Source organism: Streptomyces sp. Root1310 (genome assembly GCF_001426425.1).
In the GTDB taxonomy this organism is placed as follows: domain Bacteria; phylum Actinomycetota; class Actinomycetes; order Streptomycetales; family Streptomycetaceae; genus Streptomyces.
On the sequence record NZ_LMEQ01000005.1, the window covers coordinates 38,945 to 64,292 of the forward strand.

A 25,348-nucleotide genomic window follows, 5' to 3' on the forward strand; every position below is an offset into this window, starting at 1 on the left:
CATCATGTGCCGGTGCATACGTCTGTGAGCAGTGAGGGCAACCGCGGGAAGGGCATCGGGCTCGGCCTCGCGATCGGGTCGGCCATCGCCTTCGGCGGGTCCGGTGTCGCGGCCAAGCCGCTGATCGAGGCGGGCCTCGATCCGCTGCACGTGGTGTGGCTGCGAGTGACCGGCGCGGCCCTGGTGATGCTGCCGCTCGCCGTACGGCACCGCGCCCTGCTGCGCACCCGTCCGGCGCTGCTCGCCGGGTTCGGGCTGCTCGGCGTGGCGGGAGTGCAGGCGTTCTACTTCGCCGCGATCTCCCGCATCCCGGTCGGTGTCGCGCTGCTCGTCGAGTACCTCGCGCCCGCTCTGGTGCTCGGCTGGGTGCGGTTCGTGCAGCGGCGGCCGGTGACGCGCGCAGCCGCGCTCGGCGTGGTCCTCGCGGTGGGCGGGCTGGCCTGTGTCGTCGAGGTCTGGGCGGGGCTGAGTTTCGACGTGGTCGGACTGCTGCTCGCGCTCGCGGCCGCCTGCTGCCAGGTCGGCTACTTCGTCCTGTCCGACCAGGGCAGCGACTCGGGGTCCGACGCCCCCGATCCGCTCGGCGTCATCGCGTACGGCCTCCTCGTGGGCGCCGTCGTCCTGACCGCCGTCTCCCGGCCCTGGGGCATGGACTGGTCCGTGCTCGCGCACACCGCGGGCATGAACGGCACCGCGGTCCCCGCCTGGCTGCTGCTCGCCTGGATCGTGCTCCTCGCGACGGTGGTCGCGTACGTCACCGGCGTGGTGTCCGTGCGCCGGCTCTCTCCCCAGGTCGCGGGTGTGGTGGCCTGTCTGGAGGCGGTCATCGCGACGGTCCTGGCGTGGGTGCTGCTCGGCGAGCACCTCTCGGCGCCGCAGATCGTGGGCGGGGCGGTGGTGCTTCTGGGCGCCTTCATCGCGCAGTCGTCCGCGCCGGTCAAGGGGGCCGCGGAGCCGGTGGCCGGCGGCAGTCCCGAGAGGGAGCTGTCGGCCCGCGGAACGGCTGCCTAGGCTCCCCCTCACATGAGCTCCCCCTCACACCGGGCGACCGCTCTTTCCGTGCCTCCCCTGCGTCGCCCCGGGCGGTCAGGTCCGGCGTCGTCGCGACAGGTGCTCGCCGGCCGCCGCGTCGCGTGGGCCGCCGCGGGCGGCCAGGCCGGCGGCGATGCGGTCCTGGGTCTCGCTCGGCCGGTGCGCCGCGTACTTGAACTTCGCCCGCACGCCGGTCACCTCGAGCCGGACACCACGGATGCCGGCGAGCAGACGGCCGTACGGTGCCTCGCCCACCGTGGGCCGGGCGGAGCCGCCCTCCGGCTGGAAGTGACCCAACTGGCGGGCGAGCAGCTCGGCCTTGGCGGTCGGATCGTCCACGATGTGGGCCGTGCAGCGGAGTTGGACCGCCGCGTAGAAGCTCGTCGGGGTGCCGTGCTCGGCGGGGGCGCCCGGCGGTGCCTGCCACGGGCCGGGTACGAACACGTAGTCGTCGACCACGCTCAGGATCACCGTCGGGTCCGCCTCCAGGGCGGGCCACAGCGGGTTGGGGCGGGCCAGGTGGGTGACGGCCTCGCCCGTGCCGGGGTCGTAGGCGAAGTGCAGCGGCTGGACGAACGGCGGCTCGCCCGCCGGGCCGTTGACGGCGAGCTGGCCGAAGTCGTGGGCGGACAGCCAGGTGCGCCACTCGCCGTCGTCGTGGGGCGCGTCCCAGGGGTGGATGAGCATCACGGCACCGCGAGGTAGTCGGGGAGCACGGTGCCGGGGGCGAGGTCGGCCTCCGGGAGGGGCGCGTCGTAGCCCTTGCGCAGCGGGAGCACGCCGGCCCAGTGGGGGAGGGCGAGGTCCTCCGGTTCGTCGTTCACCCCGCCGGTGCGGGTCTTGGCCGAGACCTCGTTCAGGTCGAGGCGGATCACCGCGGTCGCCGCCAGTTCCTTCCTGTTGGCGGGGCGCGAGTCGGCGGCCCGGCCCGGGACGACATGGTCGACGAGGGCGTCGAGCGCGTCGAGCTTCTCCTGCGGGTCCGTCACGTCGTACGCGAGGCCGTGCACCACGACCGAGCGGTAGTTGATCGAGTGGTGGAACGCCGAACGGGCCAGCACCAGACCGTCGACATGCGTCACCGTCAGGCACACCGGCAGTCCCGGGTCCGCCTGTCCCGTCATCCGCAGCGGGCGCGAACCCGTGGAGCCGTGCACGTAGAGCGTCTCGCCGACCCTGCCGTAGAGGGTCGGCAGCACGACCGGCGCGCCGTCGCGGACGAAACCGAGGTGGCAGACGTAGCCCTCGTCGAGTATCGAGTGCACGAAATCCCTGTCGTACGAGGCCTTCTGCGCGGACCGGGTGGGGATCGTGCGGTCGGTCGGGGTGTAGGCGGCGGGCCGCGTCGTCGTCTCCGGGGTCCCCTGCATGGCGCTCTCCATTGCACTAGTGCATAATAGGCTTTGTGCTAGGAGAATATCCGATCAGAGGCCGACGTGCAGCGGAGATTTCCGCGAGCATCGAGACTGCTGTGGGTGCGGGTGAGCTGAGTCCTGGGCAACTGCTGCCTCCCATGCGGGAGTTGGCGGCCGCGCTGGGGGTGAACCCGAACACCGTCGCGGCCGCGTATCGCACCCTGCGGGAGCGCGGGGTGATCGAGACCGACGGCCGACGGGGCAGCCGGGTGCGCTCGAAGCCCGCCACGACCGGGCGCGAGTTCCTCCGGGTCGAGGTGCCGGAGGGCGTCCGGGACGCGGCCGCCGGCAACCCGGACACCGCGCTGCTGCCACCGCTGGCGCAGGCGTTCGCGTGGGCCGCGGCGCAGGGCGACCGGGAGCCGGTCCTGTACGGACACGCTCCGCTGGAGCCCGAGCTGGCGCGGCTGGCGCGGGCCGAACTGGACGCGGACGGCGTGCCGGCCGGACCCGTGGCCGTCGCCTCCGGTTCGCTGGACGCGATCGAACGCGTCCTCGCCGCGCATGTGCGGCCGGGCGACACCGTGGCGGTCGAGGATCCCGGCTGGGGTTCCCTGCTCGACCTCGTCCCGGCGCTCGGGCTGCGCCCGGTTCCGGTCGGCGTCGACGACGACGGCCCGCTGCCCGAACAGGTGCGGCACGCCCTGGAGGCCGGGGCTCGCGCCCTGATCGTCACCGACCGGGCGCAGAATCCGACCGGCGCGGCGGTGAGTGCCGCACGCGCGCGTGCCCTGCGCGCCGTGCTGCGGCAGCACCCGCAGACCGTGCTGGTCGAGGACGACCACGGCCATGGGATCGTCGACCTCCCTCTGCACCCTCTCGCGGGCGTCACCCGGCACTGGGCGTTCGTGCGCTCGGTGGCCAAGGCGTACGGCCCCGACCTGCGGTTCGCCGTGCTGACCGGGGACGAGGTCACCCTCGACCGGGTGTGCGGGCGGCAGCGGCTGGGACCCGGGTGGGTCAGCCGGATCACCCAGCGGGCGGTGCTGCGGCTGTGGGCCGACGGCGCGGTGGACGCGCGGGCGGTCGCCGAGGCGTACGGGAGCCGGCGGGACGCGCTGATCAGGGCGCTGGCCGCGCGGGGGGTCGAGGCGCGCGGCCGCAGTGGGATGAACGTGTGGATTCCGGTGCCGGACGAGACGGGGGCCGTCGCCCGGCTGCTCCAGGCGGGGTGGGCCGTCGCGCCCGGCGCGCGGTTCCGGATCGAGGCTCCGCCGGGGATCCGGATCACCGTGTCGACGCTCGCCCGGGACGAGGTCGGCCCCTTGGCGGACGCCGTCGCCTCCGCGGTACGGGTGGGCGGCACCCGCGGGTACGTCTAGGACGAGCAGACGCCCCGGGCACGGTCCTGCCGGGTGCCGGGTCGCCGTGGGTTCGCCTGCCGTCCCGTGTCGGGCGGCGTCGGACGGCCTCGGCGGCTGCCGGTCGTTGCGGGTGCCCGGCCTTCGCGTCGAGGGTGTGGGGGGCGCTGCCGGGCGGTGTCGATGGGTGCCCATCGCCCGCCTTCACGCAGCGATGCGGGGTGGCTGCCGTCCCGTACCCGGCGGTCTCGGCGGGTGCCGGGTGCCGGGTGTGTGCATTCCCTGCCCTCGCGGGTGTGGACGCCGGGCGGTCGAGGCGGCACGGGCCGGTGTCGAATCGGCCGTGCGGCCGGACCCCGGCCCGGGGGTGTGACGCGCCGCTCCACGCCCTCCGCCCGGGTCGGCCGCCCCTCGCCCGCTCCCCGTCGCCGCCGGCGTCCCGTGCCCGGGCCGGACGTCTCATCGGGTCAGGTCCGCTCCCGTGCCTGGGTCAGCGCCGCCCCCGTGCCTGGGTCAGCGCCGCTCCCGCCAGGACGATCGCCGCGCCCACCGGGGTCGACCAGCTCAGCGGCTCGCCGAGGATCGCGACGCCCGCCGCCGTCGCGATGACGGGGATGAAGTAGGTGACCATCTGGGCAGTCGTCGGGCCGACCTCCGTGACCAGGCCGTACTGGATCAGCAGGGCGAGGCCCGTGCCGAGCGCTCCCAGGGCGGCCGTCGCGAGCAGCGGGACCAGGGGGAAGCGGCTCGGGAAGGAGGTGAACAGCGGGGTGACCACGGCCAGTTGGAGCGTGGCCAGCAGGAGCTGTCCGCCGGTCATCGACAGGGCCGAGGAGCCGGTGTCCGCCAGGGTGCGGCGCAGGTAGATCCAGCCGATCGGGTAGCTGAGCGAGGCCAGCAGGGCCAGGGCCGTACCCCGGGCGTCCAGGCCGTGGAAGCCCTGCCAGGCGCCCAGGACCGTGAGGACGCCCAGGAATCCGAGGCCCAGGCCCGCGACGCGCAGCCGGGTCGGCCGGTCCTCCGACAGTGCCACCAGGGAGAGGGTCATGCCCCACAGCGGTGAGGTCGCGTTGCAGATCCCGGCCAGGGTGGAGGGAATGGTCAGCTCGGCGTAGGCGAACAGGGAGAAGGGCAGCGCGTTGAGCAGGAACGCCGCCACCGTCAGATGGGCCCAGGTGCGGGCTCCGCGCGGCAGCCGCTCGCGCTTCACCACCATCGCCACCGCCAGGACCGCCGTGCCGAACAGCAGCCTGCCGAGGGTGACCTGGAAGGGTGCGTATCCGTCGGTGCCCACCTTGATGAGCAGGAAGCTGAAGCCCCAGATCAGCGACAGCACGCCGAAGCGCAGCCGCCAGTCGAGGGTGCGGCGCGGGCGGGCGGCGACGTGCGGGGAGGTCTGGGCGGGGGCGGTGACAGCAGTCATGAGCGTAACGATGCTGGACATCGTCTCGTCACACAATCGAGAATATTCGAGCGATACCTCGTAGCATCGCTTACATGTTGAACCTGGAGCGCCTGCGCACCCTCGACGCCCTGGCCCGGCACGGATCGGTCAGCGGCGCCGCCACGGGCCTGCACATCACCACCTCGGCCGTCTCGCAGCAGATGGCCAAGCTGGAACGGGAGGTCGGGCAGCGACTCCTCGCCAAGCAGGGGCGAGGGGTACGGCTCACGGACGCGGGACGGCTGCTCGCCGACCACGCGTCGCGGATCCTGTCGCAGGTAGAGCTCGCGCAGTCCGATCTGGAGGCCCAGCGCGGACAGGTGGTGGGGGAGCTGCGGCTCTCCGCGTTCCCGACCGCGGCACGCGGGCTGTTTCCCGTCGCGCTCGCCGAGCTGCGCAAGGCGCACCCGGGGCTGCGCCTGCGCTCGTGCGAGCTGGAACCGGAGCGGGGGATCGCCGGGGTGGTCCGCGGCGACCTCGACCTCGCCGTCGTCCTGGACTGGTACAACAAGCCGATGCCGGTGCCGGAGGGCCTGGTCAAGGCGCCCATCCTGGACGATCCCGCCGATGTCGCGATGCCGGCCGGGCACCCCCTCGCGGACCGGGACGAGGTGGATCTGGGGGAGTTCGCCGAGGACGAGTGGATCACCTGGGGCGAGGGCGAGTTCTGCCACGAGTGGCTGATGTTCACACTCCGCTCCCGGGGTGTGGAGCCGATCGTGGGCCACCGGGCGGCCGAGACGCACACCCAACTCGGGCTGGTGGCCGCCGGACTGGGCGTCTGTATCGCGCCGCTGCTCGGTCGTCACCCGGTGCCCGAGGGCGTCGTGACGGTCCCCCTGCGGCAGCGGGTGCGCCGGCATGTGTACGTGCTCTGGCGGGCGGACGCCGACCGCCGCCCGTCGATCCGGGCGGCGGTCGCGGCGCTCAAGGCCGCGGGGAAGGCCGTCGGCTGATCAGCCCTGCACACCGCCCAGCTTGCGGAAGTCCCAGGACACGATCTTCGTCGGCTTCAGCCGCACCCACGCGTGCCGGCCGTCGTGCGGCATCGCGTCCAGGCCGAAGTTCTTGCGTGCGAACCGCGTCTCCACGGCGTCGAGTTCGGCGCACAGCTCCCCGGTGCGCGGGCTCTCGCCCACGAACTCCACCACGCCGGACAGCTCGACGCCCCGCAGCGCGTCGTACTCCTCGCCCGTGTCGATCACGATCGCCACCCGCGGATCGCGGTTCAGGTCCGCCCAGCGCTTGCTGCGTACGACGGAGTACAGCCACAACGCGGTGCCGTCCCAGAGAAACCACAGAGCGCTGACATGCGGAGCGCCGTCGGTGGACACGGTCGCGACCCGGCAGGTGCGCTGGAGGGCGAGGAACGCGTCCAGTTCACCCGGCGACATCATGATCTTCCGGCCCCGGCGCTGAGTGACGGTCATCCGGCCCCCTCATTCTTTTCTTGTGGGTACGTGCCGCTCTCCTGAAATACCGTCAGGAAAGCATGGGTCTTCTTCCTTCTGCGCGCAATGGCGGTTACTGTCGCCCGCTCCACACCGACGCCAGGAGGAGTCATGCCGTCGTACGAACAGCTCAGCGCCCTCCTCGACCCGGCGAGCACCGTCCTGATCACGGTGGAGTGCCAGCAGGGTGTCGTCGGGCCCGGTGCCGCGCTGCCCCAGCTCGCCCGTGCGGCACGGGAGTCGGGGGCCCTCGGCAACGTCGCCCGGCTGGTCGAGGCCGCCCACGCGAGCCGCGTCCAGGTCGTGCACGCCGTCGCCGAACGCCGCCCCGACGGCCGGGGCGCCAACCGCAACGCCCGGCTGTTCCGCGCGGCCGAGCGCCTTCCCGTCCAGCAGCTCGCCGGCAGCGAGGCGACCACCCTCGCGCCCCCGATCCAGGTGGCCGAACAGGACCTCGTGGTTCGGCGGCTGCACGGACTGTCGCCGATCCAGGGCACCGAGGTCGACGCGCTGCTGCGCAACCTGGGCTGCCGCACCCTGGTCGTGACCGGTGTCTCGGCCAATGTGGCGATCCCGAACACCGTCTTCGACGCCGTCAACCGCGGCTACACGGCCGTCGTACCGTCGGACGCCATCGCCGGGGTGCCCGCCGACTACACCCCCGCGATGATCCGCCACACCCTCGCCCTGGTCGCCACGGTCGCGACCACGGAAGAGGTGCTGGCCTGCCTCCGGCAGCCGGCCGTCAGGCCAGCTTGATCGAGTCGCCGCTGACGGTGATCGCCACCTCGGGCAGCGGCTTCTGCGCCGGACCGCTCTTCACGCTGCCGTCCGTGATCGAGAAGTTGCTGTTGTGACAGGGGCAGTTGATCACGCCGTCGCTGATGCTCTTCACCGCGCAGCCCTGGTGGGTGCAGACGGCGGAGAACGCCTTGTAGGTGCCCGCCGTCGGCTGGGTGACGACCACCTTCTCGGAGTCGAAGACCTTGCCGCCGCCCTCGGGTATGTCGGCGGTCGTGGCGAGTGCGGCGCCGGCCGCGGCGTTGTCCCCGCCGCCCGAGCCACCGCTGCTCGCGGCCTCGGTGGACCCGGTGGAACCCGACGTGCCGGCCGAGGCGGACGAGCTCGACGAGTCGTCGTCGGAGCCTCCGCACGCGGTCAGCGCGACGGAGAGCCCCGCGGCTCCGGCGGCTGCCACGACGGTACGGCGGGCAGGCCCCGACGCGGACTTGATCGATGCGCTGGTCATGCTGGAGGTTCCCTTCCAGGGGGTGCGTGGATCTGCCGTGAGGTACGAGCCACGGGCGCCGGTCGTTCAGCGCCCCCGCCAAGTCCGGACAGTGTCGAGATATTGACCCCTTCGAGATGAGTGCGGCGTAAGCCAGAGCTGTCGCGGAGCTGTCGGTCCCGCATCGTTCCAGGCCCAGTAGCCTGGGTCGATGCTCAAGGAAGTCACCGCGACCCGCTTCGTCACCCCCCTGCGTGAGGGCGGCTCCCTGCCGGGACTCGTCGAGGCCGACGACTTCGGTCTGTACGTCATGAAGTTCACCGGCGCCGGACAGGGCCGCAAGACGCTCGTCGCCGAGGTCGTCTGCGGCGAACTCGCCCGCAGGCTCGGCTTCCGGGTGCCCCGGCTGGTGACCGTGGAGCTCGACATCGTGCTCGGACTCGGCGAACCCGACCAGCAGGTACAGGAGTTGCTGAAGTCCAGCGGCGGCACCAACCTCGGCATGGACTTCCTCTCCGGAGCCCTCGGCTTCGACCCGCTCGCCTTCCCGGTGACCTCCGAGGAAGCAGGCCGGATCGTCTGGTTCGACGCGCTCGTGAACAACGTCGACCGGTCCTGGCGCAACCCCAACCTGCTGATGCACCGCGGCGACCTGTGGGTCATCGACCACGGCGCCACCATGATCTGGCAGCACAACTGGCCCACCGCCGAAGCCTCCGCGGCCCGCCCCTACGACGCCCGCGACCACGCGCTCACCCCGTTCGGGCCGGACGTCGCGTCCGCGGCGGCGGAGCTGGCGCCGCTGGTCACCGCCGACCTCCTCGCCGAGGTCACCGCCGAGATCCCCGACGTCTGGCTGGCGGACGAGCCCGGCTTCGACAGCCCGGACGCGCTCCGCCGGGCCTACGCGGCCCCGCTGCTCGCCCGCGCCGCCGTCATCCACGACCGCATCAAGGGAATCAAGTGAACGAGCGCCACATCATCCGGCCCGGACAGGGCGGCGACCGGGACGTCTTCGAGTACGCCCTGCTGCGCGTCGTACCGCGCGTCGAGCGCGGCGAGTGCATCAACGCGGGCGTGCTGGTGTACTGCCGCGGCCAGGACTACGTCGGTGCCCGCACCCACCTCGACGAGGCGAAGCTGCTGGCACTGGACCCGGCGGCGGACGTGGCCGGGGTGCGGGCCGCCCTGCGGGCGGTCGAGGGTGTGTGCGCGGGCGGCGCGTCGGCCGGGCAGGCGGCGCACGACGACGCCGGACGGCGCTTCCGCTGGCTGATCGCCCCCCGTTCGACGATCGTCCGGCCGGGCCCCGTGCACACGGGGCTCACCACCGATGCCGCGGCCGAGACGGAGCGGCTGCTGGAACTGCTGGTGAGGTAATGGATCACACCCGCGCCGTGTGGCGTTGACACCGGGTGCCAGGGCTTCTAGCGTCACGTCTGTCGAAGGTACTAAGCGGTCGCTCACCACTCGGGCGCATCCAGATTTTCTCAAGGGCGAGGAGAACCAGCAATGTCCACCACTGAGCAGCGGGTCGCCGTGGTCACGGGCGCGGCGCGCGGCATCGGCGCCGCCACCGCCGTACGGCTGGCCGCGGAAGGCCGCGCGGTCGCGGTAGTCGACCTCGACGAGGCCGCCTGCAAGGACACCGTCGAGAAGATCACCGCGGCGGGCGGCAAGGCCATCGCGGTCGGCGCCGACGTCTCCGACGAGGCCCAGGTCGAGGCGGCGATCGCCCGCATCGTCGAGGAGCTCGGCGCGCCGACGATCCTCGTCAACAACGCGGGCGTGCTCCGCGACAACCTGCTGTTCAAGATGAGCGTCGCCGACTGGGACACCGTCCTGGGCGTGCACCTGCGCGGCTCGTTCCTGATGACCAAGGCCGTGCAGAAGCACATGGTCGACGCCGGCTTCGGCCGGGTGGTCAACCTGTCGTCCTCCTCGGCGCTCGGCAACCGCGGCCAGGCCAACTACTCCGCCGCCAAGGCCGGTCTCCAGGGCTTCACCAAGACCCTCGCCATCGAGCTCGGCAAGTTCGGCATCACCGCCAACGCCGTCGCCCCCGGCTTCATCGCCACCGACATGACCGCCGCGACCGCCGCCCGGGTGGGCATGGGCTTCGAGGAGTTCAAGGCCGCGGCCGCCACCCAGATCCCGGTCGCGCGCGTCGGCGAGCCCGACGACATCGCCAACGCGATCGCCTTCTTCACGAACGAGGCCGCCGGCTTCGTCTCGGGCCAGGTGCTGTACGTCGCCGGCGGACCGCTCGACTAACGGCCACTACGGAGCACTGGGGATCACGAACATGACTGAACTGCCCGCACTCTCCGGCAAGGTCGCCCTCGTCACGGGCGCCAGCCGCGGCATCGGCTACGGCGTCGCCGAGGCACTCGTCGCCCGCGGCGACCGGGTCTGCATCACCGGCCGCAACGAGGACGCGCTCAAGGAGGCCGTCGAGCAGCTCGGCGCCGACCGGGTCATCGGCGTCGCCGGCAAGGCGCACGACCTGGCGCACCAGGCCGCCGCCGTCGAGCGCACCATGGAGGCCTTCGGCCGGGTCGACTTCCTGGTCAACAACGCCGGTACGAACCCGGTGTTCGGGCCGATCGCCGACCTCGACCTCGACGTGGCCCGCAAGGTCTTCGAGACGAACGTGGTCTCCGCGCTCGGCTTCGCGCAGCGGACCTGGCACGCCTGGCAGAAGGACAACGGCGGCGCGATCGTCAACATCGCCTCCGTCGCGGGACTCTCCGCCTCGCCCTTCATCGGCGCGTACGGCGTCAGCAAGGCCGCGATGATCAACCTGACCCAGCAGCTGGCGCACGAGTTCGCGCCGCGGGTGCGGGTCAACGCGATCGCCCCGGCGGTGGTGAAGACGAAGTTCGCCGAGGCCCTGTACGAGGGCCGCGAGGAGGAGGCGGCCGCCGCCTACCCGCTCGCCCGGCTCGGCGTGCCGTCCGACATCGGCGGCACCGCCGCGTTCCTGACCTCGGAGCAGTCGGACTGGATCACCGGCCAGACGCTCGTCGTCGACGGCGGGATCTTCCTCAACGCCGGCGTGGGCTGATCCCGGCTCGGCCTGAACGAGACACCGGCACGGGCGCTGTTTCTTGACGGAAACGGCGCCCGTGTCGTCGTTCGGGCCCGGAACGGGCGATGACAACGTCGTCACCCCGAAGTGATCAAGAATGCTTCAAGGGCGCGGGTTCACGGCGCGTGGGGCTGCGGTATGGTCTGCCAACCCTTGGCATGGCAGATCGAGGAGCGTGCGCGTGTTCAACCGGAACCGATCCTTGCAGCAGATGGCGGCGATCGTGTCCATATCCCTGGTGGCCGGATGCAGCCTCCTGGGACAGGAGAGCTCCGACGATGCCGGACCGATCGTCGTGGGCACCACCAGTGCTCCCAGCACGCTCGATCCCGCCGCCGCCTGGGACGGCTCCTGGGAGCTGTTCCGCAACATCTACCAGACGTTGCTGAGCTACCCCAACGGAGCGACGAGTCCCCAGCCGGATGCCGCCAAGTCCTGTGAGTTCACGGACGACTCCAATCGCACGTACAAGTGCGAACTGCGCGACGGCCTCAAGTTCTCCAACGGCGACAAGCTGGACGCGAACGCCGTCAAGCACTCGATCGACCGGATCAGGACGATCAACGCCGAGACCGGCCCCAACGGACTCCTGGGCAGCCTGGACAGCGTCGAGACGAAGGGCGACCTGGTGGTCCTCTTCCGGCTCAACAAGCCCGACGCCACCTTCCCGTTCGTGCTGGCCACCCCCGGTATGTCCCTCGTCGACCCCGAGGACTACTCCGCGAAGGCCCTGCGCAAGGACGACGGCATCGTCGGTTCCGGGCCGTACCGGCTCCAGTCCTACGAAGAGGGCAAGCAGGCCGTACTGGTACGGAACGACAACTACAAGGGCTTCGCCGACCGCAAGAACGACGCGGTGACCATCCGCTACTTCCAGGACTCCGGCGAGATGGTCAAGGCCCTGCGCAGCAGGGACATCGACATCACCTACCAGGGTCTCGCCGCCGACGACATCGTCGACCTGGACGGCAAGACCGCCGCCAACGAGGGCCTCCAGCTCATCGAGGGCGCCGGCAGCAACATCAACTACCTGGTGTTCAACCCCAAGGACCCGTGGTCCGAAAAGGTCGCCGTGCGCCGGGCCGTGGCCCAGGTCGTGGACCGGGCCGCGATCGCCCACGAGGTCTACAAGGACACGGTCGAGCCGCTGTACTCCATGGTCCCGTCCGGCCTGACCGGCCACACCACCGGCTTCTTCGACTCCTTCGGCGACCCCGACAAGGCCAAGGCGCGCAAGATCCTCACCGAGGCGGGGATCACCGAGACCGTCCCGCTCACCCTCTGGTACACCACCGACCGCTACGGCTCCGACACCGCTCTGGAGTTCAAGGAGATCAAGAGGCAGCTCGACGCGTCGGGCCTGTTCTCGGTCAAGCTGAAGAGCCGTCCCTGGAACACCTACGTGGTCGGCTACCAGAAAGGCGAGTACCCGGTGTTCGGGCGCGGCTGGGCCCCGGACTTCCCCGACGCGGACAACTTCATCGCCCCGTTCGTCGGCGATCAGAACGCGCTCGGCACGCCCTACCCGGCTAAGGAGATCACGCAGGTGCTGCTGCCCCGCTCCCGCGGGGAGAGCGACCGCGCCAACGTGGTGCAGGACTTCGAGGACGCCCAGCAGATCCTCGTCGACGACGCCCGCCTGCTGCCGCTGTGGCAGGGCAAGCAGTACCTGGCCTCCTCCGAGGACGTCTCGGGCGGCGAGCGGTCCCTGGACCCGTCGACGATCATGATGATGTGGGAGCTGACGCGGAAGACCAGCTGGTAGGCGGTCGGCAGACCGGTCGCGGGTCCGGTGGCGAGGCCGGTTGTCAGTGGTCGCCTGTAGGTTCTGTGCTCTGCAAGTGACCACACGACGCAAGGACGTTGACGTGACCGACATCGCCATGCTGCCCGAGTCCTGGCGCGGGGTTCTGGGCGACGAGCTCCAGCAGCCCTACTTCAAGGAGCTGACGGAGTTCGTCGAGGAGGAGCGGACGGCCGGTCCCGTCTACCCCCCGCGCGCGGAGGTCTTCGCCGCGCTCGACGCGACGCCGTACGAGCGGGTGAAGGTGCTCGTCCTCGGCCAGGACCCGTACCACGGCGAGGGCCAGGGGCACGGCCTGTGCTTCTCGGTGCGGCCGGGAGTGAAGATCCCGCCGTCCCTGCGGAACATCTACAAGGAGCTGCACGCGGAGCTGGACACGCCGATCCCGGACAACGGCTACCTGATGCCGTGGGCGCAGCAGGGTGTCCTGCTGCTCAACGCGGTCCTCACGGTCCGCTCCGGCGAGGCGAACTCGCACAAGGGCAAGGGCTGGGAGAAGTTCACGGACGCGGTGATCCGCGCGGTGGCCGACCGGCCCGACCCGGCCGTCTTCGTCCTGTGGGGCAACTACGCGCAGAAGAAGCTCCCGCTCATCGACGAGACCCGGCACATCGTGGTCAAGGGTGCCCACCCCTCGCCGCTGTCGGCGAAGAAGTTCTTCGGTTCCCGCCCGTTCACGCAGATCAACGAGGCGGTGGCGCGGCAGGGCCACGAGCCGATCGACTGGACCATCCCGAACCTGGCCGACCAGGTCTGACCCGGCGAGGCCGGGCCCGGCCCGGCCCCGGGTGACCGGACCTGCCGCCTGCCGCCGCGCCGGTTCCTCCGCGGACCGGCACGGTGCCGCCTGACCGGGATTGCGGATGCCTGCGGCTAGCGTCGTCGCAACGACGCAAGGAGGCCGAGGTGGCGGAGCGACAGGGGCAGACGGTGCCGGACGCCCTGCTGACGCGGATCGGGCAGGTCGTGATGCTGCACCACGGGGGAGACCGCGAGGAGGCCCGGCGCCGCCTCCTCGACCTGTGGACGGAGCTCGGCGAGGGCGGCGCCCCGCTGCACCGCTGCACTCTCGCCCACTACCTGGCCGACACCCACGACGACCCCTCCGACGAGCTGGCGTGGGACCTGCGGGCGCTGACGGCGGCGGAGGAGCATGTCGGCTCGGTCGAGGTGCGGGCGCTCTATCCCTCGCTGCACCTCAACCTGGCGGCGGACTACGTCAAACTCGGCCGTGCCGAGGCCGCCCGTACCCATGTACGCAGGGCCCGTACGGCGGCCGTGGCACTGAGGGACGACAGCTACGGGGACGGCGTACGGGCGGCGATCAGCCGGATGGAACTCAGACTGGGGCCGGGCGGGGGCGAAGGTGAGTGGGAGGGACGGGGCGAGTGGGAGCGGGAATGGTGAGAACGGCCGAGCCGTCTTCGCGTGAGGCGTGGGACCGGCGAGCCGTCGTCGCGGGAGGGGCCGAGACCGGCGAGGCGGTCCTCGTGTGAGGGGCCGAGACCGGCGAGGCGGTCCTCGCGTGAGGGGTAATACCGGCGAGGCGGTCGTCTCCCGACGCCCTCGCCGGCTGAACCCTCACCGCCCGTAGGCCTGCTCGCAGAGCGTCGCCTCCGGGCTGTCGCCCCGCCATCCGCCGTACGTCCTGCCGAGCGCGCACACGTCGGTGTTCCTGCGCACCTCCTTCTCGATGTCCGGGATCGCCACGCGCGGCACCGCGTGCCGCCGGGCCTCCGGGTGAGGCGGCCGGGGGTGCGGGCGGGAACGGGACGAGGGCGGCTGTCCGGCGCCGCCGGCCCCCGGCGGCGTCGCCGTCCGCCGCCGCTGTGCCGGGGCCGTCGGCGCGTCCGGTTCCGGCGCACGGGACGGCCCGGCCATCTCCAGCGCCTCCCGGGCGGGCGCCTGTACGACCTGTACCTCGGCCCGCCCCTCCGGCCGCGGCACGGACGGCTGGGACGGCGCCAGGGCGGGGCCGGGAGCGGCCGGGCGCTGGACGGTCACGCATCCCGCGAGGGCCGAGACGGCCACGGTGACCAGGAGCGTTGCGGTAGTCGTCGTCGTTCGATGCACCCACGCAACTCTGCTGGTTCCCCCCGCCCGAGCAACAGCGGAGAAGCGGAGGTTGCCCCGCAAGGGTGATCTCGTACCCCGTACGAGGGAGCGGGCCCGCCCGCGCTGACGCCCGGATCCCCCGGGCACCGACTGCGGGCCGGCTGTCCGCGCACCTCGCGGACCGGCGGGCGGCGGCCGGGGAGGGGCCCCGTATGCTGCCGTACACGGTAGGCCGGGCAGTGGGCCGGGCAACCGGGACAGGTAGCGAGGGAGCGCCCGTGAAGGTCGGCTGCATCGGACTCGGCGACATCGCGCAGAAGGCGTATCTGCCGGTGCTCGGCGCGCTGCCCGGGATCGAGCTCCACCTGCAGACCCGCACACCGGCCACTCTCGACCGGGTCGCCGACGGCCTCCGCCTGCCCCGCGAGCAGCGCCACCACGACCTCGACGCGCTCCTCGCGGCGGGTCTCGACGCGGCCTTCGTGCACGCGTCCACCGCCGCCCACCCCGAGATCGTCTCCCGGCTGCTGGAGGCGGGCGTCCCCACGTACGTCGACAAGCCCCTCGCCTACGAACTCGCCGACTCCGAGCGGCTCGTCACGCTCGCCGAGGCGCGGAACGTCTCCCTCGCCGTCGGCTTCAACCGGCGCCTCGCGCCCGGCTACGCGCAGTGCGCCGACCACCCGCGCGAGCTGATCCTCATGCAGAAGAACCGGGTCGGACTGCCCGAGCAGCCACGCACGATGATCCTCGACGACTTCATCCACGTCGTGGACACGCTGCGCTTCCTGGTGCCGGGCCCGGTCGACGACGTGACCGTGCGCGCCCGCGTCGAGGGCGGCCTGCTGCACCACGTCGTCCTCCAGCTCGCCGGGCCCGGCTTCACCGCGCTCGGCGTGATGAACCGGCTCAGCGGTTCCAACGAGGAGATCCTCGAAGTGTCCGGGCAGGACACCAAGCGCCAGGTCGTCAACCTCGCCGAGGTGATCGATCACAAGGGCCAGCCCACCGTGCGGCGGCGCGGCGACTGGGTGCCGGTGGCCCGGCAGCGCGGCATCGAACAGGCGGTCCTCGCCTTCCTGGACGCCGTGCGCGCGGGCAAGGTGCTCAGCGCCCGGGACGCGCTGGCGACTCATGAGCTGTGCGAGCGGGTGGTACGAGCGGTACGGGAGCAGTCCGCCGGAGCCTGACCGTACGCGCGCCCTCCGTGAGCGCGAGGGCCAGCAGCACCAGCAGGGCGCCGTGGACCGGCCAGTCGCCGTAGCGGACGTACGGGGTGACGCCGTCGGCGAGCGGGACGTCGTAGACGGCCGTCGTGCTCGCCTCCGTGCCCAGCCACGATCCCAGACGCCGGCCACTCGCGTCGTACACGGCCGAGACGCCGGTGAGAGTGGAGTGGACGAACGGCCGCCCGGTCTCCGCGGCGCGCAGCGCACCCAGCGAGGCGTGCTGCGCGGGCGCCCAGCTGTGCTGGAAGGAGGAGGTCGACGACTGCGCGACCAGTACGTCCGCGCCGTCCCCGGCCAGATGCCGGCTCATGTCGGGGAACGCCGTCTCGAAGCACACCATCGGCCCGATGCGCAGCCCGTGTCCGGCGTCCATCACGACCTGCTCGGTGCCGCGCCGCCGGTCCTCGCCGGCCGCCTTGCCGACGGAGGTGGCCCAGCCGAGCAGGGAGCGGGCCGGTATGTACTCCCCGAACGGCACCAGCCGCATCTTGTCGTACCGGTCGCCGGTCGGGCCTCCGGACCCGATGAGCATCGAGCTCTTGTAGATGCCGGGCCGGTCGGAGCGGCGGGCGTCGACGTTGACGAGGATGTCGGCGCCGGTGACGCGGGACAACTCCGCCAGGCGCCGGGCCAGATCGGGCCGGTCGTCGAGGTCGTAGCCGACGCTGCTCTCGCCCCAGACGATCAGGTCCACGTCCTGCCCGACCAGCCGCCGGGTCAACTGCTCCTCGCGGTCGAAGCGCCGGTCGGGGCCGTCGATCACCCCCGGTTGCACGACGGCGATCCGGGCCTGCCCGTCGGCGTCGGGGCGCGGCGCCCACATCCACGCGGCCGAGGCCGTGGCGGCGGTGGCGACGAGACCGGCGACGGCCGGGGTCCGGGACGCCGGAACGGAGACCAGGACGGCGGCCGACACGTTGACCGCCACCACCAGGAAGCTGAGCAGCCACACCCCGCCGACGGAGGCGAGCCGCAACGCGGGCTCCACCTGCCACTGACTGGCCCCGAGCATGCCCCACGGCCCGCCGAGCCCCTGCCAGGAGCGGACGAGTTCGATCGCCAGCCAGCCCGAGGGCAGGACCAGCAGCGCGGCGAACACCCGCCCGCGGCCCGGGATCACGTCCGCGGTGAGGAACCGGCGGACCAGCCACGCCCACGGGCCCCACAGGGCGCCCAGCAGCGCGGCGATGACCAGGGTGAACACATGCAGGCTCGGCAGCAGCCAGTGATGCATGGCCAGCATGAAGCCGAATCCGCCGCTCCATCCGTCGTACGCGGCCCGCCGCCCCGTCGGGGCGGAGCGGGCGAGCAGGATCCACGGGACGAGCGCGAGGTAGGCCCACCACCACAGGGCCGGCGCGGGGAACGCGAGCACGGGCAGTGTGCCCGCGAGGGCCGCGACGGCCGTACGCCGCCACGGGGAGGTGAGCCACAGTCCGAACGTCTTCATACGGCACCTCCCTACCCGCTAAGGGGTGCCTCCAGTGTGCGCGCGTCGGACGATCTCCGACAGGGGAGACTTTTTCGGCCCGACCGGCCCGACCGGCCCGACCGGCCCGACCGGCCCGGCTCGGCTCAGAGCGGCCCGGGCGAAGCGTCGCCGCTGCGGGCTCAGCCGGGCAGTCGCCGCCACTTCTCCCGGACGACGACCTCACGCACCCGCCACCCGTGGTCCGTCCGCAGCAGACCGAAGGAGTACCTGCCGCCACAGACGAAGTCCGGTGCACCGGCCGCCGACTCGTCGTGGTCGGCGCCGGCCAGCCGCATCGGGTTGACGTAGTCGGCCTGGACGCGGGCGGTGTCGCCCGTGTCCTGCTCCAGAACCCCGAAGCGCACCCGGCGATTGACGATGAGGTGCTGCCGCATCGCGAACACCCGCAGGGTCTCCGCGAGCCATGAGGCGACGTTCCCGGCATCCCCCTCGATACCACCGGCCGAGCGGTAGTCCGCCCGCCCGTCCGACGTGAACAGTTCCCGGTACGCCGTCCAGTCACCGTCGTCGACCGCCACCGCGTAGTCGGTGACCAACCCGTCCACGGCCAGCCGGTCCATCACTGCGGCGAGCTCCACACGCTGCGTCATGGCCCGAGTGTTGGGCATGGGGGCTGCTCAGCCAAGCTCTGTGCGGGAACGATCCGGTAATCAGCGAGGGATTCCCGGGGGGATCGCCTCGACCCGGCCCATGTTCATGGCGCCGTCATGCGGACGCGGACGTTCGAGAAGCCGGACAGGTCGGCGTGCGGGGGCTGTTGGACAAGACCCACGGCACGAGAGCGCACGAGACCGCACGCGTCCGAGGTGATGGCGCCGGTCCAGGACATGTCCAGGACGTCGTAGGTGCAGGGCGGTCGAGGGGGAGACGCCGACGGCGTCCGCCTCGGTGGTCGCCGCTGCCGCTCGGCATGGCTCGCCGCGCGGTGTTCAGCGCAGACGGACCGACATCCTCACCGTCACGTCGTCCCCTGCCGAGAGGCCGCTCGGCTTGCGCACGGCGTCCTTGAGCGGCAGGAGGTAGCCGTTGTTCCTGGGGAAGAGAGACGTCCGGAAGGCGACTTCGCCGATCCGGGCCTCGACCGGGATCACGCCCCAGCCGTAGGAGGCCAGTGCGGCCACCTCGCGGATGTCGGCGGACTCCTCGTCCGGTACGGGAACGAAGTGGTACGGCGACGGCCCGCGCCATTCGATCACCCGGCCGGAGAAGGCGAATTCCATCGGCTCGCTCTCCTTGCGAAGCTCGGTCAACCCTGGAACTCGGTGAGGTCGATGGCGTGAACGTGCAGCGCGAAACGGTGCACCGGGTGCACCGTTTCACGCTCCGGTGCCATGCCGAGCTTGCGGCTGATGTTCTCGGAGGCATCGTCACCGATCCGGTTGATGCTGATGACACGTTCGAGGCCGCGATCCTGGAGGGCGAACTCCAGCGTCGCGTGGGCGGCTTCGGAGGCGTACCCCTGACCCCAGAACTGGGATCCGAACCGCCAGCTGATCGCCACGTCGGGCCGTACCTCCGGCAGGAACTCGGGCACGGACAGGCCTGTGAAGCCGGCCAGTTCGCCCGAGCCGAGCAGCTCCACGGCGAAAAGTCCGAAGCCCTCCTCGTCCCACTCCTCCTCCCACCGCTCGATGGCCTCCGCCGTCTGCTCCAGGTCGAGCACCGACCCGTCGTCGACCCAGCGCATGACGTGCGGATCCGCGTTGATCTCGGCCATCGGCACGAGATCGTCGTCGTTCCAGCGGCGGAGGAGGAGGCGGGGAGTGTGGATCTCGGTCATGGTCACCATCCTGCCCGTGGCGGGAGCCTCACCGGTAATCGGCGGACGCGGCGGTGACCGGTGCCCGGGACAGCCGGTGGCGTCGCCAGGCCGGTCCGGCCCCGTCCGAGCCGCCCTGTTCAGGCCATGCCCAAGCCCCCTTCAAGCCCCCTTCAAGCCCCGTTCAGGCCCTGTCCCGGCCGCGCTCGGCGCCCAGCCGTCCCGTCCGGGACCCGGCGGATCGCTGCCGGGCTCTCAGAGGTCGGGGTTCTTGGGCGGTGAGGTCTGTTGGTTCTGTTGGTTCTGCTGGGTCTGACGGCGGGAGATCTGCCCCCGCGCGGTGCGCCACCGTGACCGTGACTGCTCGACCATGGTGTCCCACTGCAGGCGGACCTCGTGGTCGGAAGGCCCGTGACCCCGGCGGATCCGGTCGAGTTCGTCGTGTACCTCGCGCCCCAGCGCCGACGATCCGACCATGACCAGCATGGCGGCGAAGAGCGCGGAGATCATCGCGAAGACCGCTCCCACCACGCCGTAGCGGGCGGCGTAGGAGTTGAACAGCCGCGGCAGATAGACGGCCGCGCCCACCGAATAGACCGCCGTCAGGACGGCGGCGGTGATCCCGAAGGGGACCAGGGCCCGCCAGTCGATCCGCTTCGCCGACAGGAGCCGTCCGCTCCAGACGAGGAACGCGGCGGTCACCGGTACCTCGCACACCGAGGCGACCAGTCCCAGCTCGCCTCCGCCGAGGAGCGCGGTGAGCGCGGCGGTGCACAGGGCGTAGCCGCCCAGGCCGAGGACCCACCACAGGCCGTTACGGGTGTTCCGCACGCTGAGCGGGGTGAGCTCCCAGGTCTGTTCGATGAGGCGCTGTGCCGCCCGGGCGAAACTGAGGATCGAGATCGTCAGGAACACGGCTCCGAAGACGCCCACGCTCGCACTGTTGCCCTCCGCGGGCGAGAGGAGGGAGCTGACGGCCGTCGCGCCCGCGCCGGTGAGGTGGTAGCGCTTGATGATCTGCTCGGCGGCGTCGTAGTGCACGAAGCTGCTCAGCACGGCGCCGATGAGGATGGAGAGCGGGATCAGTGCGGTCAGCGCGCTGGATGCCAGGGCCATCGACCGGTCGAAGCCCACGATTTTCTGGAACCGGTTGATGACGCGCAACGTGAAGGCGGGACGCAGCCAGAACGTCAGCGTTCTGACGAGGCGCTCACGCCTGATCCTCGCCGTGCTGCCCTCCATGAAGATCGTGACCGTTGTGGCGACGCGAGCGTAACGGACGGTCGCGGTCCCGACACGGGACGACACGGACGACGCCGGGCGACACGGGACTGCACGCGGCCGGGAGGAAGACCGGGGAGAGCGGAAGGCGAGGGGAAAGGGAGTGGTGCGGAAGGCGAGGAGAGCGGGAGGGGTGGGGCAGGGGAGGGCAGTCCTGGGGATCAGGCGGCCTTGACGACCTCGCCGCGGATCGCGATGGCCCACTCCACGACCAGCAGCTCGTACTCAGCCCGCTCCTGGGCGGAGAGCGAACCGCCCGCGCGCAGCCAAAGGGCCCGGATCCGCTCATTTAACTCGGCAGCGGACCGCACGGAACCAGAGGGCACAGTGTTGGGGGACATGGGCCAAGCCTAGGCGCAAGCACTGACACTGCGCTACCGGGCGGCTACGCGCGCGGTATGGGCTTGGTCACGGCTGATCGATCAACTCCGTCGGCGCTCCGCCCGGTTCGGGCGAGAAGGCCGATCCGTGCGGCGACGCCCCGCCCAGGGGGGCGGGGCGACACCGGTCAGGGAGGGTGGGGCGGTACCGGTCAGCCCGCCGACTCCGCCGCGTGCGGGCTCAGTGCGCCGGTCGCGACCAGAGCGATGATCACGATGCCGAGCACGACGCGGTAGTAGACGAACGGCATGAAGGACTTGGTGCTGATGAACTTCATGAACCAGGCGATGACCACGTATCCGGAGACGAAGGCGATCACCGTCGCGAACATCGTCGGCCCCCACGCCACGTGACCGCCCTCGGCCGCGTCCTTCAACTCGAATACGCCGGAGGCCAGTACGGCCGGAATGGCCAGCAGGAAGGAGTACCGGGCCGCGGCCTCGCGCTTGTAGCCCATGAACAGGCCGCCGCTGATGGTGGCGCCGGAGCGCGAGACGCCGGGGATGAGCGCGCAGGCCTGGCACAGGCCGAAGATCAGGCCGTCCTTGACGCCCAGGTTCTCCAGGTTCTTGCGCTGCTTCGGCGCGCGGTGCTTCCCGCCCGTTTCGTCGCGGGCCGCCAGCCGGTCGGCGATGCCGATCACGATGCCGACGACGACGAGCATCGTGGCGGTGATCCGCAGGTCGCGGAACGGGCCCTCGATCTGGTCCTTGAGCGTCACGCCCAGCACGCCGATCGGGATCGAGCCGACGATCACCAGCCAGCCCATCTGGGCGTCGTGGTCCTTGCGCAGCGTCTTGTCGAACAGTGATCGACTCCACGCCGAGATGATCCGGCCGATGTCCTTGCGGAAGTAGATCAGCACCGCGGCTTCCGTGCCGATCTGCGTGATCGCCGTGAAGGCGGCGCCGGGGTCCTCCCAGCCGGAGAACGCCGCGGTCAGCCGCAGATGCGCGCTGGAGGAGACGGGGAGGAACTCGGTCAGCCCCTGGACGAGTCCGAGGATGAGGGATTCAAACCAAGACATGAGGTTACGGAGTCCAAGTGCCGATCGGGGAGGGCGACGGCGACGGTCGGCCCGCCGCGCGCGATGATCAGGTGATCAGGTGTGTGCCGGGGGGAAGCGTAGCGTTCCCGGATGACAGGCCCGGCACAGGGGTTTCGCAGGCGCCGCTCGGGCTCTCGCGCCGACGGCTCCCGCCCCTCTCCCGCCCCTCCCCGGAAGCGGCGGAAAACCCTCGCGCGCCGCGCACGCGCCCCGTCCGCCGTACCCGCCGGCACACGGCTCACGTGCGGATCGGCACGCCCGAGCGGTGTCCCCATGGTTGACCGGCCGCCCGGCCGCCGCATACGTTGCTGCCGATGGGAAAGCGCTTGCTGTGTGCAGGTACTGCACGCTTCCCCCTCGGTTGCTGGCCCGCCCGGCCGTTCGGCCGTACGTCGGAGGAGTGCTGATCACGCCCATGCCCCCATCCACTCCGCTGCCGGCCGCGCTCGCCGGCCGCCGTGTCCGGGCCGCCATCGTCGGTATCGGCGCGATCGGGCGCGGCTCCCATCTGCCCGCCCTGCAGCAGCTCGCCGCCGAGGGCGAGGCCGAGGTCGTGGCGGCCGTTGACATCGATGCCACCGCCGTCGAGGCCTTCTGCGCGGAGAGCGGGGTTCCGCACGCTTACACCGACCTGGAGCGGATGCTGGCGGAGCAGCGCCCCGACCTGGTGACCATCTGCACCCCGCCGACCCTGCACCGCGAGCAGAGCGTGGCGGCGCTGCGGGCCGGCGCCTGGGTGTGGTGCGAGAAGCCCCCGGTGCCCACCCTCGCCGACTACGACGCCGTACAGGCGCAGGAGGGCGCGGCGGCGGGGCCGTACTCCTCGATCGTCTTCCAGCACCGCTTCGGATCCGGGACCCGTCACGTGCGGCGGCTGCTCGACGACCAGGCCCTCGGGCGGCCGCTGGTCGCGCACTGCCAGACCACCTGGTACCGCGACACCGCCTACTACGCCGTGCCCTGGCGCGGACGCTGGCAGACCGAGGGCGGCGGCCCGGCGATGGGCCACGGCATCCATCAGATGGACCTGCTGCTCGACCTCCTCGGCCCGTGGAGCGAGGTGCGCGCGATGGCCGGCCGGCTCGTGCACGACGTGGAGACGGAGGACGTGTCCACCGCCCTGGTCCGCTTCGAGAGCGGGGCCATGGCGACGGTCGTCAACAGTGTCCTGAGTCCCGACGAGGTCAGCCGTATCCGTATCGACTGCGAGCGCGCCACCGTCGAACTCACCCACCTCTACGGCCACTCCAACGCCGACTGGCACATCACGCCCGCCCCGGACGTCCCCGGCGATCTGGCGGCGGCGTGGCAGGACTTCGGCGCCGACGTCCCGAGCTCGCACCTGGCGCAGCTGCGCGAGCTGGTCGCGAGCATGCGCGCCGGCCGGCGGCCGCGCAGCAGCGGCGCGGACGGGCGCACCAGCCTGGAGCTGATCAGCGCGCTGTACAAGTCGGCGTTCACCGACACGACGGTGCGACGGGGCGAGATCGGGCCGGGCGATCCGTACTACACGGCCCTGCACGGGGGTGCCCCCGGCTGGGCACCGGCCACGGTCGCGGTGACGACGGCGACGGGGGCGAACGCGGGCGCGGAGACGAATACGGGGGTGCCGGCGTGACCGGCGGTCCGCGGCTCGTCCACGCGCACGGCGACCGGGTCACGGTGAGCGACCCGGTCACCGGCGTCGAGCTGCTCGCCTACGTCTACCGGCCGGAGGCTGCGTGGGAGGCGCCGAGGCCGTACATCCACCCGCTGCGGACCCTCGCCGGTGACGTCGTCACCGACTACCGGCCCAACGACCACCGCTGGCACAAGGGGCTGTCGCTGACCGCCTCGCACCTCTCGGGCGCCAACCTGTGGGGCGGCAACTCGTATGTGCACGGCGAGGGGTACCTCGAACTCCCCGAGCGGGTCGGTTCGATGGCGCACGTCGGCTTCGACGAGGTGTCGGCTGCCGGCGGCCGGGCCGTCATCGCCGAGCGGCTGACCTGGCATCCGCACAGCGGTGCGCTGTGGGCCGAGGAGGCGCGCCGGATCGAGGTGCACGACGTCGACCAGGAATCCGGTTCCTGGGCGCTGACCTGGACCAGCGCCGTCACCAACCGCAGGGACGAGCCGCTCCGCTTCGGCAGCCCGACCACCGCCGGGCGCGAACTGGCCGGATACACGGGCCTGTTCTGGCGGGGTCCGCGCGCCTTCCGTGACGGCCGGATCATCGGCCCGGACGGGGAGGGCCCCGGGCTGATGGCCTCGCAGAGCCCCTGGCTGGCCCTCTCCGGCGAGCACGACGGCGCCGACGGTCACGCCACCGTCGTCTTCGCGCACGCCCCCGAGAACGACCACTCCGGCGCCCGAGGGGCCCACCCCGCACACTGGTTCGTGCGCAACGAGCCCTTCGCGGGCATCGCCCCGTCCTGGTCCTTCTTCGACGAACTCGAGCTCGCCCCCGGCGACACGCTCACCCGCCGCTACCGCGTGGTCGTGGCCGACGGTGCCTGGGAGCGGGAGGAGATCGCCAAGTACCTGGCGGCACATCCCTGGTGAGCGGATACGGCGGGCTGCCCGGCGGGGTCGCCGTCTCGCGCCTGCGCGTGTACGACTGGCCCGCCGCCGACGGTCTGCGCGGCGGAACGCCCCACATGCACCTGACGTGTTCCGAGGGGTACGTGGTCACGGCCGGGCGCGGCGCGGTGCAGACCCTGACGGCGTCCGGGTACGAGATCACACCCCTGGCACCCGGGACGGTCGCCTGGTTCACGCCGGGCACCATCCACCGACTGGTCAGCGAGGACGACCTGCGCATCACCGTGCTGATGCAGAACGGCGGGCTGCCGGAGGCCGGCGACGCCGTGCTCACCCTGCCGCCGGAGTATCTCGCCGACCCCGAGACGTACGCCGCCGCGACCGTCATCCCGGCCGACGCTCCCCGGGAGGAGCGGGCCCGGATCGCCCGTGCCCGGCGCGACCTCGCGCTGGAGGGCTACCGCGCGCTGCGCGAGGCGGCGGACGGTCGGGCCGCCCTGGCCGCTTTCCACCGGTCCGCCGCGGCGCTGGTGGAGCCCCGGCTCACCGAGTGGCGTGAGCGCTGGCTCCGTGGTGCGCGGGCGGCGGCACGGGCGACGGGCGAGCAGCTCGACCGGCTCGCGGAGGGTGACGTGTCCCACCTCGCCGAGGCCGCCGTCCGGGTCGAACAGCCCTCGGCCCACGGCAAGTTCGGGATGTGCGGGTGGCTGGACGTGTACCCGCTTCCCTAGCGCCGGGTCATCAGCGCACGGGGGTTCGGCTGACGTAGTTTCCGTGATGCCCCTGCGGCTTCCCTGCCGGAATGATCCAATCG

Annotated in this window: 28 protein-coding genes; 15 read left to right on the forward strand and 13 right to left on the reverse strand. The window is 72.0% G+C overall.

The window, feature by feature from the left end; all coding sequences use genetic code 11:
* The first annotated feature begins 6 nt into the window (after positions 1-6).
* A complete protein-coding gene (locus ASD48_RS13800) occupies positions 7-1,011 on the forward strand; it encodes an EamA family transporter (protein WP_057601870.1) in 1,005 nt (334 codons plus the stop codon).
* 75 nt (positions 1,012-1,086) lie between these two features.
* Here the strand turns inward: ASD48_RS13800 and ASD48_RS13805 are convergent, their stop codons facing one another.
* Together ASD48_RS13805 and ASD48_RS13810 are read right to left on the reverse strand one after the other, a co-directional pair.
* Positions 1,087-1,719, reverse strand: a complete 633-nt coding sequence (locus ASD48_RS13805) for an FMN-binding negative transcriptional regulator (protein ID WP_057601871.1) — start codon at positions 1,717-1,719, stop codon at positions 1,087-1,089.
* On the reverse strand, positions 1,719-2,402 hold the full coding sequence (locus ASD48_RS13810) for a pyridoxamine 5'-phosphate oxidase family protein (protein WP_057601872.1): 684 nt from the start codon (positions 2,400-2,402) through the stop codon (positions 1,719-1,721). The genes ASD48_RS13805 and ASD48_RS13810 overlap by 1 nt, the downstream gene beginning before the upstream one ends.
* A gap of 35 nt (positions 2,403-2,437) precedes the next feature.
* Between ASD48_RS13810 and ASD48_RS13815 the strand changes: the two genes are divergently transcribed.
* Positions 2,438-3,769, forward strand: coding sequence for an aminotransferase class I/II-fold pyridoxal phosphate-dependent enzyme (locus ASD48_RS13815; protein ID WP_057601873.1), 1,332 nt, complete (start codon positions 2,438-2,440; stop codon positions 3,767-3,769).
* 469 nt (positions 3,770-4,238) lie between these two features.
* Here the strand turns inward: ASD48_RS13815 and ASD48_RS13820 are convergent, their stop codons facing one another.
* Positions 4,239-5,171 carry a DMT family transporter gene (locus ASD48_RS13820; protein ID WP_199875789.1) on the reverse strand — a complete coding sequence of 311 codons (933 nt, stop codon included), beginning with the start codon at positions 5,169-5,171 and terminating at the stop codon, positions 4,239-4,241.
* 74 nt (positions 5,172-5,245) lie between these two features.
* Between ASD48_RS13820 and ASD48_RS13825 the strand changes: the two genes are divergently transcribed.
* The gene (locus ASD48_RS13825) at positions 5,246-6,148 is read left to right on the forward strand and encodes a LysR family transcriptional regulator (protein ID WP_057601875.1); all 903 of its coding nucleotides are present in this window, start codon (positions 5,246-5,248) and stop codon (positions 6,146-6,148) included.
* On the opposite strand, the gene ASD48_RS13830 is transcribed toward ASD48_RS13825, so the two are convergent.
* Positions 6,149-6,622, reverse strand: coding sequence for a pyridoxamine 5'-phosphate oxidase family protein (locus ASD48_RS13830; RefSeq protein ID WP_057601876.1), 474 nt, complete (start codon positions 6,620-6,622; stop codon positions 6,149-6,151).
* 132 nt (positions 6,623-6,754) lie between these two features.
* On the opposite strand from ASD48_RS13830, the gene ASD48_RS13835 reads away from it, so the two are divergent.
* Positions 6,755-7,402, forward strand: a complete 648-nt coding sequence (locus tag ASD48_RS13835) for a cysteine hydrolase (RefSeq protein WP_057601877.1) — start codon at positions 6,755-6,757, stop codon at positions 7,400-7,402.
* On the opposite strand, the gene ASD48_RS13840 is transcribed toward ASD48_RS13835, so the two are convergent.
* Positions 7,389-7,892: a Rieske (2Fe-2S) protein gene (locus ASD48_RS13840; protein ID WP_057601878.1), complete on the reverse strand. Its 504-nt coding sequence runs from the start codon at positions 7,890-7,892 to the stop codon at positions 7,389-7,391. The genes ASD48_RS13835 and ASD48_RS13840 overlap by 14 nt on opposite strands.
* 190 nt (positions 7,893-8,082) lie before the next feature.
* Between ASD48_RS13840 and ASD48_RS13845 the strand changes: the two genes are divergently transcribed.
* The 7 genes from ASD48_RS13845 (at position 8,083) to ASD48_RS13875 (ending at position 14,173) form a co-directional block, all read left to right on the forward strand.
* A complete protein-coding gene (locus ASD48_RS13845) occupies positions 8,083-8,838 on the forward strand; it encodes a HipA family kinase (RefSeq protein WP_057601879.1) in 756 nt (251 codons plus the stop codon).
* Positions 8,835-9,251 (forward strand): DUF3037 domain-containing protein, encoded by a 417-nt coding sequence (locus ASD48_RS13850; protein WP_057601880.1) that lies wholly within the window; start codon positions 8,835-8,837, stop codon positions 9,249-9,251. Before ASD48_RS13845 ends, ASD48_RS13850 begins: the two co-directional genes overlap by 4 nt.
* 132 nt (positions 9,252-9,383) lie before the next feature.
* The gene (gene fabG, locus ASD48_RS13855) at positions 9,384-10,145 is read left to right on the forward strand and encodes a 3-oxoacyl-ACP reductase FabG (RefSeq protein WP_057601881.1); all 762 of its coding nucleotides are present in this window, start codon (positions 9,384-9,386) and stop codon (positions 10,143-10,145) included.
* A 31-nt stretch (positions 10,146-10,176) separates the two neighbouring features.
* The gene (locus ASD48_RS13860) at positions 10,177-10,938 is read left to right on the forward strand and encodes an SDR family oxidoreductase (protein WP_057601882.1); all 762 of its coding nucleotides are present in this window, start codon (positions 10,177-10,179) and stop codon (positions 10,936-10,938) included.
* 205 nt (positions 10,939-11,143) lie between these two features.
* The gene (locus ASD48_RS13865; protein ID WP_057601883.1) at positions 11,144-12,727 is read left to right on the forward strand and encodes an ABC transporter substrate-binding protein; all 1,584 of its coding nucleotides are present in this window, start codon (positions 11,144-11,146) and stop codon (positions 12,725-12,727) included.
* 103 nt (positions 12,728-12,830) lie between these two features.
* The gene (gene ung, locus ASD48_RS13870) at positions 12,831-13,523 is read left to right on the forward strand and encodes a uracil-DNA glycosylase (RefSeq protein WP_057601884.1); all 693 of its coding nucleotides are present in this window, start codon (positions 12,831-12,833) and stop codon (positions 13,521-13,523) included.
* 149 nt (positions 13,524-13,672) lie between these two features.
* Positions 13,673-14,173, forward strand: coding sequence for a tetratricopeptide repeat protein (locus ASD48_RS13875; protein ID WP_057601885.1), 501 nt, complete (start codon positions 13,673-13,675; stop codon positions 14,171-14,173).
* Positions 14,174-14,347: 174 nt separating this feature from the next.
* Here ASD48_RS13875 and ASD48_RS13880 read toward each other — a convergent pair whose 3' ends face one another.
* On the reverse strand, positions 14,348-14,839 hold the full coding sequence (locus tag ASD48_RS13880) for a hypothetical protein (protein WP_057601886.1): 492 nt from the start codon (positions 14,837-14,839) through the stop codon (positions 14,348-14,350).
* A 260-nt stretch (positions 14,840-15,099) separates the two neighbouring features.
* On the opposite strand from ASD48_RS13880, the gene ASD48_RS13885 reads away from it, so the two are divergent.
* Entirely contained in the window at positions 15,100-16,011 is a 912-nt protein-coding gene (locus tag ASD48_RS13885) for a Gfo/Idh/MocA family oxidoreductase (protein ID WP_057601887.1), read from the forward strand.
* Here ASD48_RS13885 and lnt read toward each other — a convergent pair.
* The 7 genes from lnt to ASD48_RS13915 form a co-directional block, all read right to left on the reverse strand.
* Positions 15,929-17,500 carry an apolipoprotein N-acyltransferase gene (gene lnt, locus ASD48_RS13890; protein WP_057601888.1) on the reverse strand — a complete coding sequence of 524 codons (1,572 nt, stop codon included), beginning with the start codon at positions 17,498-17,500 and terminating at the stop codon, positions 15,929-15,931. The two genes, ASD48_RS13885 and lnt, sit on opposite strands and share 83 nt — an antisense overlap.
* A 161-nt stretch (positions 17,501-17,661) precedes the next feature.
* Positions 17,662-18,132, reverse strand: a complete 471-nt coding sequence (locus tag ASD48_RS13895) for a nuclear transport factor 2 family protein (RefSeq protein ID WP_057601889.1) — start codon at positions 18,130-18,132, stop codon at positions 17,662-17,664.
* Between the two features lie 339 nt (positions 18,133-18,471).
* The gene (locus tag ASD48_RS13900) at positions 18,472-18,762 is read right to left on the reverse strand and encodes a DUF1905 domain-containing protein (protein WP_057601890.1); all 291 of its coding nucleotides are present in this window, start codon (positions 18,760-18,762) and stop codon (positions 18,472-18,474) included.
* Positions 18,763-18,788: 26 nt separating this feature from the next.
* Positions 18,789-19,322, reverse strand: coding sequence for a GNAT family N-acetyltransferase (locus ASD48_RS13905; protein WP_057601891.1), 534 nt, complete (start codon positions 19,320-19,322; stop codon positions 18,789-18,791).
* A 234-nt stretch (positions 19,323-19,556) separates the two neighbouring features.
* Positions 19,557-20,543, reverse strand: coding sequence for a YhjD/YihY/BrkB family envelope integrity protein (locus ASD48_RS13910; RefSeq protein ID WP_242432587.1), 987 nt, complete (start codon positions 20,541-20,543; stop codon positions 19,557-19,559).
* A 200-nt stretch (positions 20,544-20,743) separates the two neighbouring features.
* A complete protein-coding gene (locus ASD48_RS41810; RefSeq protein ID WP_079073752.1) occupies positions 20,744-20,923 on the reverse strand; it encodes a hypothetical protein in 180 nt (59 codons plus the stop codon).
* Positions 20,924-21,114: 191 nt separating this feature from the next.
* The gene (locus ASD48_RS13915; RefSeq protein ID WP_057601893.1) at positions 21,115-21,990 is read right to left on the reverse strand and encodes an undecaprenyl-diphosphate phosphatase; all 876 of its coding nucleotides are present in this window, start codon (positions 21,988-21,990) and stop codon (positions 21,115-21,117) included.
* Between the two features lie 436 nt (positions 21,991-22,426).
* Between ASD48_RS13915 and ASD48_RS13920 the strand changes: the two genes are divergently transcribed.
* From ASD48_RS13920 to ASD48_RS13930, 3 genes are read left to right on the forward strand one after another with little or no spacing between them, the layout of a single operon-like run.
* The gene (locus tag ASD48_RS13920) at positions 22,427-23,629 is read left to right on the forward strand and encodes a Gfo/Idh/MocA family oxidoreductase (RefSeq protein ID WP_199875791.1); all 1,203 of its coding nucleotides are present in this window, start codon (positions 22,427-22,429) and stop codon (positions 23,627-23,629) included.
* Entirely contained in the window at positions 23,626-24,555 is a 930-nt protein-coding gene (locus ASD48_RS13925; RefSeq protein ID WP_057601895.1) for a PmoA family protein, read from the forward strand. The genes ASD48_RS13920 and ASD48_RS13925 overlap by 4 nt, the downstream gene beginning before the upstream one ends.
* Positions 24,549-25,265, forward strand: coding sequence for a cupin domain-containing protein (locus ASD48_RS13930; protein WP_057601896.1), 717 nt, complete (start codon positions 24,549-24,551; stop codon positions 25,263-25,265). The genes ASD48_RS13925 and ASD48_RS13930 overlap by 7 nt, the downstream gene beginning before the upstream one ends.
* Positions 25,266-25,348 lie beyond the last annotated feature (83 nt).